This window comes from Methylobacterium tardum, assembly GCF_023546765.1.
Taxonomy (GTDB): Bacteria; Pseudomonadota; Alphaproteobacteria; order Rhizobiales; family Beijerinckiaceae; genus Methylobacterium; species Methylobacterium tardum.
In genome coordinates, this window is record NZ_CP097484.1 from 2,745,249 (window position 1) to 2,757,854 (window position 12,606).

Here is a 12,606-nt window from a genome sequence, read left to right on the forward strand (position 1 = left end):
AACAAGAACCCCGCGCGGCCGGGTGACCGCGCGGGGCATTTTTTCAGCGGTCGAGAGCGCGAGGCTTACTCCGCGGCGACCTTATGGGCCTGCGAGCCGTCCGAGTAGGTCTCGGATTGCAGGCGCTTGCCCGGGGCGGCGCGGCCCGGCAGCGGCGGCAGGGCCTTGGCCTTCTCCAGATCGATGCCGGCACCCTCGGCGACGCGGCGGCCGTAATCCTCGTCGGCGTGCCAGAAGTGCCAGACCATCCGCAGCTGGATGGCTTCCGGGCACTGCTTCATGTCGCCGACCAGGTTGGCGATCAGGTCCTCGCGCTCCCAATCCTCGAACGAGCGGTAACGCGCGCCGGCCTGGGTGTAGTCGTCCTCGGTGCGCGAGGTCTGGTAGCGGCCGAGATTGCCTTGGACAGGCTGATGGTAGTCCTTGGCGGGCTTGGGCGCCTCGCGCAGGCCCTCGGCCAGCGTCGACGGCTCGTAGTTGATGTGCTTGTTCGGGCCGGTGCCGTCGACCCCGTAGGTCATCTGGCCATCCCGCTGGTTGGAATAGACCTTCACGCCGGGCTGCGGCGCGTTGATCGGGAGCTGCAGGTAGTTGGCGCCGACGCGGTAGCGCTGCGTGTCCGAGTAGGACAGCGTCCGGCCCTGCAGCATCTTGTCGTCCGAGAAGTCGATGCCGTCGACCAGCACGCCGGTACCGAAGGCCGACTGCTCGACCTCGGCGAAGAAGTTGTCCGGCACGCGGTCAAGCACCATCCGGCCGCACTTCAGCAGCGGGAACTGATCCTCGGGCCAGCGCTTCGTGTCGTCCAGCGGGTCGAACGAGAGATGGTCGTTCGGGCCGTCCGGCATGATCTGCACGGCGAATTCCCACTCGGGGAAGTTGCCGGCCTTGATGTTGTCGTACAGGTCGCGGGTCGCGTGGCCGACATCCTTGGCCTGGATCTCGGAGGCTTGGCTCGAGGTCAGGTTCCGGACGCCCTGCTTGGGGATCCAGTGGAACTTGCAGAGCACCGCCTCGCCCTGGTCGTTGACCAGCTTGTAGGTGTTGACGCCCGAGCCTTCCATCTCGCGGTAATTGGCCGGGATGCCCCACGGCGACTTCAGCCAGGTCACCATGTGGATCGCTTCGGGGTGCTGGGCCACGAAGTCGAAGAAGCGCCACGCCTCCTGGCGGTTCGTCACCGGATCCGGCTTGAACGCGTGGATCATGTCGGGGAACTTGATCGCGTCGCGGATGAAGAAGACCTTGAGGTTGTTGCCCACGAGGTCCCAGTTGCCGTCGACGGTCTTAAACTTGACCGCGAAGCCGCGCGGATCGCGCTCGGTCTCCGGGCTCTCCTTGGCGCCGGCGACGGTCGAGAAGCGCACGAACATCGGCGTCTTCACGCCGGTCTCGTTCAGCACGCGGGCGCGGGTGTACTTGGAGGCCGGCTCGTCGCCGATCTTGCCGTAGGCCTCGAACCAGCCATGGGCGCCGGCGCCGCGGGCGTGGACGACGCGCTCCGGGATCCGTTCACGGTCGAAATGCGTGATCTTCTCGATGAACTGGTAGTTCTCGAGCGTCGCCGGGCCCCGCTCGCCGACCGTGCGGGTGCTCTGGTTGTCGCGGACCGGATGGCCCTGGCGGGTGGTCAGGATCGGGCGTTGATCGCTCATGCGTACCGTCTCTCCATTTCGAAGGCTCTCGGCAGACGACGAGGCCAACCTGGAACCGTTCTGGTGAATGGTTATGACCCCGGCGTGACCCCGAGGCAAATGCATCGTCGCAAAGGTTGTGATAGGCGCAGCCTATGAATCTCGCCGGCTTGTCGCTCCGCGACCTCGAATACGTCGTCGCCGTGGCGGACGAGGGGCATTTCGGTCGGGCCGCCGAGCGCTGCAACGTGAGCCAGCCGACTCTCAGCGTGCAGGTCCGTAAACTGGAAACCGCGCTGGGCCTGACTTTGTTCGAGCGCTCCAATCGGCGGGTCCTGCTGACGGAGGCCGGGCAGGCGATCGTCCGGCAGGCACGGGTGGTCCTGTCGGAGGCGCAGCGTCTGCTGGCTTTCGCCAGCGAGGGGCGCGGCTCGCCGCTGACGGGGCGGCTGGTCCTGGCGGCGATCCAGACTTTGGGCCCCTACTTCTTCCCGCTGGTGCTGCGTCCGCTGCGCGAGCAGTACCCGTTGCTGATGCTGTCGCTGTCCGAATCGCGCACCGCCGAGATCGCCGAAGGCCTGCGCGACGGCCGCATCGATGCGGCGCTGATCTCGTTGCCCTTGCCGCTGCACGGGCTCGCCGTCTCGCCGCTCTTCGTCGAGCCGTTCTGGTTGGCCTGCCCGGCCGAGCACGCCCTCGCCCGGGGCGGTGCGCTCTCGGCAACCGAGATCGCCGGGCCGGACCTGTTGCTCCTCGACGAGGGCAATTGCCTGCGCGACCAGGCGATCGCGGCCTGCGGCGCCGGCTCGTCGGTCGGACGGCACGCCACGAGCCTCGAGACCCTGCGCTCGATGGTGGCGGCGGGCGCCGGCTACACACTGCTCCCGGCTCTGGCCGTGCCCTCCGGCCCCGATCCGACCGGGCTGACGGTGACGCGGGCCTTCGACGTCGACGGGCCGGGGCGGACCATCGCGCTGGTCTGGCGGGCGAGCGACCCACGCGCCGCCGGGCTGGCGAACCTCGCCGCGTTCTTCCGCGCGCATGCACCCCCGGGCACGGCGGCCTGCCGCGACGGGGATGCGGTGGCGTGAGGCGCTGCGTTCCGGCCGATCAGGCCACGCGCCCATGGCCTTCCCAACGACACCCTCCTTCGAGGCGGCTCACGCAGCACCTCAGCATGAGGATGTGAATAGGAACGCTGCGCGAAAACGGTCTATCTGGCCTCCGCGAAAGCCACGGAGCGGACCGATGCGGCGCACGACGATCTGGGCGGTTCTGGCGCTGCTCGCCCCCGGTGCCCGTGCCGAGCCCCGGGACACGTTCGCCCGCATCGACGCGATCGACCGCGCCTCGCTGGTGATGACGGTGGAGACCGGTATCGTCCCGCGCAGCCTTGGGGCGACCATCGCCCGCGCCCTCGATCAGGTCGCCGCCGATGCCGCCAAGCCGGGGGCCGAGCGTCCCGACGACTACCTGAAGATCGAGCCGCTGATCACCGCCATCGCCGGTCCGGATGCCACGCGTATGCATTCCGGCCGCAGCCGCCAGGACATCATCCCGACGGTGCTGAAACTGGAGCAGCGCGACCGCCTCCTCGCCCTGGCCGAGACCCTGGATGCGGCCCGCGCGGCCCTGCTCACGGTGGCGGAGCGCGAGGCGGACACGATCATCCCCGCCTACACCAACGGCGTGCAGGCGCAGCCGACGACCCTCGGCCACTATCTCCTCGGCTATGCAGGGGCGCTCGCGCGCGACGCGGACCGCCTGCGCGAGACCTGGGCGCGCCTGAACCTGTCGCCCCTCGGCGCGGCGGCGCTCGGAACGTCGAGCTTCCCGGTGGATCGCAGGCGCCTGGCGGATCTGCTCGGGTTCGATGCGCCCGTGGAGAACAGCTATGACGCGGGCCAGCTCGCGCCGCTGGATATGGGCCTGGAACTGACCGGGCTCGCGGCGAATCTCGCCACCACCGCCGGGAGCTTCGCGCAGGATCTCTACGCGCAGTATCACCAGACCCGGCCGTGGATCCTGCTGCGCGAGGGCGCGCTGACGGGCCCGAGCAGCATCATGCCGCAGAAGCGCAATCCGGTGGCGCTCTACGGGCTGCGCATGAAAGCAAGTGACGTGGTCGGTGCCGCGCAGGCCTTCGTGATCATGGCGCACAACGTCGATTCGGGCATGCCGGACTACAAGCGCAACCAGGCCGAGCCGCCGGGCCGGACTCTCGCCGAGGCCGCCGAGATGTGCCGGCGCTGGACCCGCGTGCTGGACGGGTTGGTCGTGGACCGGGCGCGGGCCGCCGACGAGGTCGCGGCGGATTACGCGACGACCACCGAACTCGCCGACACGCTCCAGCGCGAGGCGGACGTGCCGTTCCGGCTCGGCCACCACTTCGCGTCCGAACTCGTGAGCTACGGCCGCGGCCACGACCTGCGCCCGGCCGATCTCCCGTTCCCGGAGGTGCAGAAGATCTACGCCGAGGCCGCCGCCGGGTCCGGGCTGAAGCCGGAGCTGCCCCTCGACGAGGCCCGCTTCCGGGCGGCGCTGTCGGCGCGGGGCATGATCGATGCCGCCAAGGGCCTCGGCGGACCGCAGCCCGCCGAGATCCGGCGCATGCTCGGCGTCGCCCGGGCGCGGCTGGAGACGGACCGGGGCTGGCTCGAGAGCCGGCGCCAGAGCCTGACCGATGCCCGGGCGCGCCTCGACAAGGCCTTCGCGGCCCTGACGCAGGAGCCTTGAGGCAAGAGCCCTGACGGCCGCGCACGGCCGCCGTGCCGAAACTCTGCCGCGACAGGGCCAAGATTGCGCTATAGCGCGCCTGACGCCCGACGGTCCTTGCGGGCACCTCCTCGTCGGTCGCCTTGCTCTCTCCCCGCACACTCGGCCTCTGGGCCGCCCTCATCGCTGCGTCCGCGCTCATCTCCTACGGCTTGGTGCGCGCGCAGTTTCCGGCCGCACTGCTGCTCGGGCCGATGATCGGTGCCATCGCGTTCGGGGTCGGCGGCTCACGCCTGCGCGTGCCGCGCGCCGCCTTCCAGGCCTCGCAGGCGGCCATCGGCTGCCTCGTTGCGCACGCCGTCACGGGTCAGATCGCCCAGACCCTGCTGGAGGACGGACCGCTCATCGTCGCGGTCGTATTGGTGACCGTCGCGGTCAGCGGCCTCGTCGGATGGATTCTGACCCGCCTGCGGGTCCTCCCCGGCACCACTGCGGCCTGGGGCTCTTCGCCCGGCGGCGCCTCCGCCATGGTGGCGATGGCCGAGGATTTCGGCGCGGATCCGCGCCTCGTCGCCTTCATGCAGTATGTGCGCGTGGCCGCCGTGGTGTTCTCGGCCTCCCTGGCGGCGCGCTTCCTGATGGAGACCCCGGTTCCGGGTGCCGCCGCGGGGGCCGGCGAGGTGACCGGGCCGCTCTCCCTCCTGGCGACGCTCGCAGTCGCCGTCGTGGGCGCCGGGGCGGCGCTCGCCCTGCGGGTCCCGGCCGGCGCGCAGGTCGGCCCGATGGTGCTCGGCAGCTTGCTCCACGCCACCGGGCTCGTGCGCATGGCGCTGCCCGTGCCCCTTCTCGAGCTCGCCTATGCCTGCATCGGCGTCTATGTCGGCCTGCGCTTCACCCGCGAGACCCTGCGGCTGACTTTCACGGCCCTGCCGGGGATCCTGGCGGCGACGTTCTCGGTGATTGCCCTCTGCGCCGCTTGGGGCTTTGGGCTGACCCTGCTGCTTCCGATCGACCTGCTGACCGCGGTGCTGGCGACGAGCCCCGGCGGCCTCGATTCCGTGGCGATCATCGCGGTCGGCTCGAAGGCCGACGTGTCCTTCGTGCTGGCGGTGCAGACGCTGCGCCTGTTCGTGGTGCTGCTCACCGGCCCGCTGCTCGCCAAGTGGATCAGCCGCTCCGTGCCGGAGGCGGCCCGATGAACGCCCTGGTCCTCGCCTTTCTCAATTCCTGGCGCGGCCTGCGCCACGGGGCCCGCACCGAGCGGGCCGTGCGGCAGGAACTGGTCCTGCTGGCGCTCGGCGTGCCGGTCGCCCTGCTCCTCGGTGCGACGCTGTGGGTGCGCGTCGCGCTCATGGTCAGCCTGCTGCTGATGCTGGCGGCCGAGTTCCTCAACACCGCCGTCGAGAAGCTCTGCGACCACGTCCATCCGGGCCACCATCCGATGATCGGCACCGTGAAGGACCTCGCCTCCGCCGGCACCTTCATGGCTCAGGTGGCGGCGCTGCTGGTCTGGGTGGCGGCGCTGATCGAGCGACTGGGCTGATCTGCGCCAGGGGTGCGCGCTCGCATCTACGGGCCGGAGGGTCTATTGGGCCGGCATAGCCCCGCAGATCGGCCGAGACCCCACACCGTGACGGACTACATCCGCAAGATCCTCACCGCCCGCGTCTACGACGTGGCGATCGAGAGCCCGCTCGACGCAATGCCGCGCCTCACGCAGCGGCTGGGCCGGCGGGTGCTGCTCAAGCGCGAGGATCTGCAGCCGGTCTTCTCGTTCAAGCTGCGGGGCGCCTACAACAAGATGTCGGGCCTGAGCGCGGACCAGATCGCCCGCGGCGTGGTCTGCGCTTCGGCGGGCAATCACGCGCAGGGCGTGGCGCTGGCCGCCGCCAAGCTCGGCGCCCGGGCGGTGATCGTGATGCCGCGGACCACGCCCTCCATCAAGGTCGATGCCTGCCGGGCCCGCGGTGCCGAGGTGGTGCTGCACGGCGACGCCTTCGGCGAGGCGCTGGCCCAGGCCAAGATCCTCGAGGCCGAGCAGGGCCTGACCTTCCTGCACCCGTTCGGCGATCCCGACGTGATCGCCGGCCAGGGTACGATCGGCAAGGAGATCCTCGAGCAGCATACCGGACCGATCGAGGCGATCTTCGTGCCGGTGGGCGGTGGCGGGTTGGCCGCCGGGATCGCGACCTTCGTGAAGTACCTGCGGCCCGGCACGAAGGTGATCGGCGTCGAGCCCGAGGATGCCGCCTGCATGGCTGCGGCACTGGCCGCCGGCACGCGGGTCAGCCTGCCCTCCGTCGGCTTGTTCGCCGACGGCGTCGCCGTGCGTCAGGCCGGCGAGGAGACCTTCCGGCTCTGCCGCGAGCATCTCGACGAGGTCATCACCGTCGACACCGACGCCATGTGCGCGTCCGTCAAGGATATCTTCGGCGATACCCGCGCCGTGTCCGAGCCGTCCGGCGCGCTGAGCTTGGCCGGCGCGAAGCTCTATGCCGAGCGCGAGGGCGGCGACGGCACGCTGATCGCCATCTCGTCGGGGGCCAACCTCAACTTCGACCGCCTGCGCCACATCGCCGAGCGGGCGGAGATCGGCGAGCAGCGGGAAGTCCTGATCGGGGTGACGATCCCGGAGCGGCCTGGCGCCTACCGGGCCTTCATCCAGGCGCTGGGTCCGCGCGCCGTCACCGAGTTCAACTACCGCCACGCCCCCGGCGCCGAGGCGCAGATCTTCGTGGGCATCAACGTCAGCGGGGGCAAGCGCGAGAAGCAGGCGCTGATCGGCTCCCTGCGCGAGGCCGGCTACCGGGTCCTCGACATGAGCGACAACGAGATGGCCAAGGTCCATGTCCGCTACATGGTCGGCGGCCGGGCCGTCGGGGTCGCGCACGAGCGGCTGTTCCGCTTCCAGTTCCCGGAGCGGCCGGGCGCGCTGATGAAGTTCCTCGAGGCGCTAGGCCCGGACTTCGACATCACGCTGTTCCATTACCGCAATCACGGCGCCGATTACGGCCGGGTGCTAGCCGGCATCGCGGTGCCGCCGGGCGAACGGGCCCGGTTCGACGCGGTCATCGAGGCGCTCGGCTACCCGGCCACGGACGAGACCGAGAACCCGGCCTACCGCCTGTTCCTCGACGGCGAGGGTGCCGGCGCGGCGTGAGCCGGCACCCCGGTCATTCGTCCGCCTCCTCTGCCGCCGTCACGTCGGGCATAGCCCGCAGCTTCGCGGCGATCGCCTCGAAGCTCGTGCGGGACAGGCGGACAAAGGTCACGGTGACTTCGTCAAAGTCCGGGTCGGCGCTCGGGCGGACCGTGAAGGTCCGTACCCGCGAGGCGCGCTCGCCGGTCGCCGCCTGCAGGGTGTCGATCGACAGCGCACCCTTGCGCGCGGTGAGTCGCAGGGTCTGGGCCCGCATCCGGTCGCGCCAGCGCTCCTCGAAAGGCTTCACCCCGGCCAGGATGCCGACGATCAGCGCCGTGGCGGCGAGCGCCGGCACGTAGAGCCCGCTGCCGATGGCGAGCCCGATCGCCGCCACGCCCCAGAGGCTGGCCGCCGTGGTCAGGCCCTTCACGACCTCGCCGCGCAGCAGGATCGTGCCGGCCCCGAGAAAGCCGATGCCGGACACCACCTGTGCGGCGATACGGGACGGGTCGAGCACGACATGGTCGGTCCCGAGCACGTCGGCGAAGCCGAAGGCTGAGACCAGCATGATCAGGCACGAGCCGACGCAGACCAGCATGTGGGTCCGCAGACCCGCCGCCCAGAGCAGGCGCTCGCGTTCCAGGCCGATCACACTGCCGAACAGTGCCGCCAGCGCCAGCCGGGCTACCATCTCCGCGTTGCCGATCAGGTCCGCCTCCCATCATCCGCCATGTGCGAAAGCGGACGATCCTTGCGGATTTTGAGCCGGCTTATCAAGCGATGCCGAGGGCGGCCTTCTCGACCTCGTAGGCGGCTCGGACGGCGGCGGCCCCGTAGCTCCGCTCCAGGCGCCGGACGGTGAAATGCGCCCGCGCGGTCCCCTGGAAGTGGTTCATGAAGGCGGTGTTGACCGCCGCGCCGCCGAAAGCCCCCAGGATCGGCACGGCCTGCGCCGCAACCTTCTGCGAGACCACAAGGCCGAACCGCGCCGCGATCTGCGCGGTGAAGCGGATCAGCGCGGGGGCAGATTGATCGAGCAGGGTCTTGCTGCCGGCGTAGCGGGCCGCTTCCGCCAGCGTCTTGGCGAGGGCTGCCCGGACCGCGAAGTAGCCGCTCTCGGTCAGCGGCGAGCCCGCCTCCGGCTCGGCAGCGGTGCGGCCGCCCAGTGCGAAGACCTGAACGCAGGCGAGCGCGCCCTCGGGCGTCTCCAGATCCTCGCCCTCCTCGCGGGCGATCTCCGCGATGGAGCGGAGCATCAGGGTGGTGGAGACCGGCAGCTCGACGGCCAGCGTCGTGAGCCCGAAGGCTCCGCCGACCGCGCCGGAAAGGGCCACCATCGCCTTGTGCTTGGCCTCTCCCGACCCGAGCAGGCGCGCGAGCCGGCCCTCGATCTTCCCGGCGGCCGAGCCGAAATCCCCGCCTTCGGCCGGAACGAGTTCCTTGCGCGGGAGGGTGGCCAGGGCAACGCGCATCGCGCCGCGCATGGCGGCCTCGGTGCTGCGGCCGACCGCCTCAGTGACCGGGGCGGGCAGCGAGCGGCCGATGATGTCGAGTGGGGCGCCCGCCGCCGCGGAGAGGCGGGCCGCGAGGCTCGGGCGCTCCAGGACCTGAACGGCCCTGCGCAGGGCCGCCAGATCCGCTTCGCTCAGGACCGTCTCTGGGGCCGCTGCCGGCAGCGTCTCGCCGGCGAGGGTGAGGTCGCTCGTGCTCATCCGCAAATCCCTGGATTGATCCCGCTCACGCCGCCCCCGGGGCGCGCGCCGTGGAAGGAAGCTCGGGCCCCGGGATGCGGTTCCCCGCCTCGTCGGCCTCGCGCGACGCGGGTTTCGTGGCCGGACGGCCGCTGCGGCGCCCGACCGCGAGGCAGAGCGCCAGTACCGGGATGCCCACCAGGGAGGTCATCACGAAGAAGGCCGGGTAGCCGATCGCTGCGACGACGAAGCCCGATGAGCCCGCGACTAGCTTGCCGGGCAGCGCGTAGAGGGAGGAGAACAGCGCGTACTGCGTCGCCGCATAGGCCGCGCTGGTGAGGCTCGACATGTAGGCGATCAGCACGATCCCCGCGAAGGAGCCGCAGAAATTCTCGATGGAGATGGCCACGGTCAGCCGCCACAGGTCGGCCGGTCCGGCCGAGAGCCACGCGAAGGCGAGGTGCGAGGAGGCGGCCAGGAAGGCGCCCAGAAGCAGGGTCGGGAACAATCCGAGCCGGGCCAGCGCCCAGCCGCCGGCAAAGCCGCCCGCGATCCCGATCCAGATTCCGTAGAGCTTGGTGACGGTGGCGATCTCCTTCAGGTCGAAGCCCAGCGTCCGATAGAGCGGGCTCGCCATGACGCCGGACAGGAAGTCCGGTAGGCGGTAGAGCGCCACCAGCAGCAGGATGCCCCAGAGCGCGCCGCCGAAGCGCCCGTGCAGCTCGGTCAGGGGCTCCAGCACGGCGCGGCGCATCGACCAGAGCCGGGAACGGGCCGGTGTCTCCGCCTGGGCGGCGCGGGCCGTGTCGAAGGACGGGGCCAGCAGGGCGGCGATCATCCCGACTAGCATCAGCGCGGCCATGATCAGGTAGGCCAGAGTCCAGCCCCCGGCCGAGGCGATGAACAGCGCTCCGGCCCCGGCCGTGATCAGGCCGAGGCGGTAGCCGAGGTTCGATGTCGCCGCCAGGATGCCCTGGAAGTCGCTGCCGGCCGCGTCGATGCGCCAGCCGTCGATCACCACGTCCTGGCTGGCGGCGCAGAACGCCACCAAAAACGCCCCGAGGCCGAGGAGCGCGAGGCTGGTCTTCGGGTCGGAGAAGGCCATCAGGACGAGGCACAGGGCGACGGCCGCCTGTGTCGTCACCATCCAGGCGCGGCGGCGACCCAGGCGCGCGCCGAGGACCGGCACGGTGAGGCGGTCGATCGCGGGCGCCCAGAGAAATTTCAGCGAGTACGGCAGTGCCACGTAGCTGAACAGGCCGATGGCCCGCACGTCGATATCCGAGAAGGCGAGCCGGAGCGTGAACGTCCCGAGGACGAGCAGCAGGGGCAGGCCCGAGGAGAACCCGAGGGCGAGCATCAGCATGATGCGCCGATCCTCGGCGATGTCGCGGAGCCGGAAACGGCGCGTCGCCTGTGGCTGGTTGGCCATGGCATGGAACTCCTGAGCCTTCGTGGCCTTGATCCCGCGAAATCGTGGCAGCCTTACGCCGCATGGAATTTCGCTGGATTGTGATGTCTTTTGCCTCAATCTTGATCGAAGCTTGCTTAACGCGGCGCCCACGTCCCGCGCGGCGTGGCGCGATCAAGGTGCCGCAGGACGAACGGTTGACGCCGCCTGAGTGTGGAATACCGAGTTGAGTGCCCGACCCGAGCCCAGTCCACCGCCCGCGATGTTGGTCGACGCGTTCGCGCGCAGCCCGTCCCCCATGGTGATCACCGACGCCCGCGCGCCCGACAACCCGATTGCTTGGGCGAACGACGCGTTCCTCCAGGCGACCGGCTACGCCGCGGACGAGATCGTCGGACGCAATTGCCGCATGCTGCAGGGGCCGGCCACGGACCGAGCCACGGTCGACCGGATCCGCAACGCAGTTCGCGCCGCGGAGCCGATCTCGGTCGAGCTGCTCAACTACCGGAAGGACGGCACGGCGTTCTGGAATGCGATGACCATCACGCCGGTCTCCGACGCGGAAGGCGTGGCCTTCTTCTACGCCGCCCAGGCGGACATGACTCATGTCCACCAGATGGAAGTCACCATGCGCGGCACCAACGATCAGTTGGAGCGCCTCGTCAGCGCGCGGACCCACGACCTCAGCGCGGCGCTGGAGCAGAAGACGGCGCTACTCCACGAGGTCGATCACCGGGTAAAGAACAACCTGCAGGTGATCTCCTCGCTGATGCTGCTGAAGGCCCGCAGGACCCCGGAGGGCGAGGCACGCGACGCGCTTCAGAGCATGGCGGAACGGATCGGTGCGCTGTCGACCGCCCACCGGATGCTCTACTCCGAAGGCGACATCACGCATTTCAATCTCGGAGACTTCGCGGCCGAGTTTCTGGCCGACATGAATGCCGGGCTGGACCCGGATCACCTCCGGGTCGAGGCCGATGTCGAGCCGATCGCGGTCGCGGCCGCGATGGCGGCGCCCCTCGCCCTGCTCATCCACGAGCTGACCGCGAATGCCCTGCGCCACGCCTTCCCGGACGCGCGCGAGGGACGCGTCTCGATCGTGGCCCGCCGCAACGAAGGCGGCATGCACCTGACCATCCGGGACGACGGGGTCGGCCTCGCGGCAACGCCCCCCAACCCGGCCGGCTTCGGACGGAATCTGGTGGAGATGGTCGTCCGGCAAATGCGCGGAACCGTCGCGTGGTCGGATGCCGGTCCCGGCACGACCGTGGAGATCGATATCCCGCTGCAACCCGCGGCTTGAGAAATCCGCGCGGACGTTTCAAGCTCAGCGGCCGCGAAGCCGGGATCGGAGAGCGCATGGGGACCGGGAACGCCGCCGTGGAAACCGCGCTCCGCATCCTCGTGGTCGAGGATGAGGCCGTGATCGCGCTCGAACTCGAGAGCCTGCTGGACGACCTCGGGCACGTGACGGTCGGCGTTGCCGGCAACGCCGCCGAGGCCATCGCGATGGGCCGGTCCACGGCGCCCGATGTCGCCCTGGTGGACATCCACCTGGTCGACGGACCGACGGGTATCGAGGTCGCCCGGGCGCTTTCCGCCGACCAGCGCACCACCGTGGTGTTCATGACCGCGAATGCCAAGCGCATCCCGAACGACTTCGCGGGCGCCATCGGCGTGATCGCGAAACCCTATTCCGAGCGTGTCGTGGCCAGCACCCTCGACTACGTAGCGGATCGCCGGTCCGGCCGCCAGGAGCCGGCCTGCCCGGACGGCTTCTCGCCCGCCCCGGTCTGAGCATTCCCCCACGCAGCCTCTGGCTCTGTGCCTGCTCGGATGGGGCGTCACCCCGTCATTCCGGGGCGCCGCAAGCGAGCCCGGAAACCAGACCCTCAGCCCCTGCAAGTCCTTGGCGCGTCGGCGGGTCTGGATCCCGGGCTCCGCTGCGCGGCCCCGGGATGACGGGCGTCTGTTGCGGTTACCTCTACTCTTGAGGCGATGGGATTGGATCGC

General features: G+C 70.3%; 11 protein-coding genes. 7 read left to right on the top strand and 4 right to left on the bottom strand.

What is annotated here, in order from left to right; genetic code table 11:
- Positions 1–65: 65 nt before the first annotated feature.
- The gene (locus M6G65_RS13050) at positions 66–1,655 is read right to left on the bottom strand and encodes a catalase (protein ID WP_238195462.1); all 1,590 of its coding nucleotides are present in this window, start codon (positions 1,653–1,655) and stop codon (positions 66–68) included.
- Positions 1,656–1,789: 134 nt separating this feature from the next.
- Between M6G65_RS13050 and M6G65_RS13055 the strand changes: the two genes are divergently transcribed.
- From M6G65_RS13055 to ilvA, 5 genes are all read left to right on the top strand, one after another.
- Entirely contained in the window at positions 1,790–2,725 is a 936-nt protein-coding gene (locus M6G65_RS13055; protein WP_250104027.1) for a LysR substrate-binding domain-containing protein, read from the top strand.
- 157 nt (positions 2,726–2,882) lie between these two features.
- Positions 2,883–4,370, top strand: coding sequence for an argininosuccinate lyase (locus M6G65_RS13060; protein ID WP_238195460.1), 1,488 nt, complete (start codon positions 2,883–2,885; stop codon positions 4,368–4,370).
- 122 nt (positions 4,371–4,492) lie between these two features.
- On the top strand, positions 4,493–5,548 hold the full coding sequence (locus M6G65_RS13065; protein ID WP_238195459.1) for an AbrB family transcriptional regulator: 1,056 nt from the start codon (positions 4,493–4,495) through the stop codon (positions 5,546–5,548).
- On the top strand, positions 5,545–5,892 hold the full coding sequence (locus M6G65_RS13070) for a diacylglycerol kinase (RefSeq protein WP_238195458.1): 348 nt from the start codon (positions 5,545–5,547) through the stop codon (positions 5,890–5,892). Before M6G65_RS13065 ends, M6G65_RS13070 begins: the two co-directional genes overlap by 4 nt.
- An 87-nt stretch (positions 5,893–5,979) precedes the next feature.
- A complete protein-coding gene (gene ilvA, locus M6G65_RS13075) occupies positions 5,980–7,509 on the top strand; it encodes a threonine ammonia-lyase, biosynthetic (RefSeq protein ID WP_250104028.1) in 1,530 nt (509 codons plus the stop codon).
- Positions 7,510–7,522: 13 nt separating this feature from the next.
- Here ilvA and M6G65_RS13080 read toward each other — a convergent pair whose 3' ends face one another.
- The 3 genes from M6G65_RS13080 to M6G65_RS13090 form a co-directional block, all read right to left on the bottom strand.
- Positions 7,523–8,182: an MgtC/SapB family protein gene (locus M6G65_RS13080; protein WP_238195456.1), complete on the bottom strand. Its 660-nt coding sequence runs from the start codon at positions 8,180–8,182 to the stop codon at positions 7,523–7,525.
- Between the two features lie 82 nt (positions 8,183–8,264).
- Complete coding sequence (locus M6G65_RS13085; RefSeq protein WP_238195455.1) at positions 8,265–9,203, bottom strand: EcsC family protein; 939 nt, start codon at positions 9,201–9,203, stop codon at positions 8,265–8,267.
- 25 nt (positions 9,204–9,228) lie between these two features.
- Complete coding sequence (locus M6G65_RS13090; protein ID WP_250104029.1) at positions 9,229–10,614, bottom strand: AmpG family muropeptide MFS transporter; 1,386 nt, start codon at positions 10,612–10,614, stop codon at positions 9,229–9,231.
- A 277-nt stretch (positions 10,615–10,891) separates the two neighbouring features.
- Between M6G65_RS13090 and M6G65_RS13095 the strand changes: the two genes are divergently transcribed.
- Together M6G65_RS13095 and M6G65_RS13100 are read left to right on the top strand one after the other, a co-directional pair.
- The gene (locus M6G65_RS13095) at positions 10,892–11,896 is read left to right on the top strand and encodes a histidine kinase dimerization/phosphoacceptor domain -containing protein (protein WP_250104030.1); all 1,005 of its coding nucleotides are present in this window, start codon (positions 10,892–10,894) and stop codon (positions 11,894–11,896) included.
- 56 nt (positions 11,897–11,952) lie between these two features.
- Entirely contained in the window at positions 11,953–12,390 is a 438-nt protein-coding gene (locus tag M6G65_RS13100) for a response regulator (RefSeq protein WP_238195452.1), read from the top strand.
- Positions 12,391–12,606: the final 216 nt, after the last annotated feature.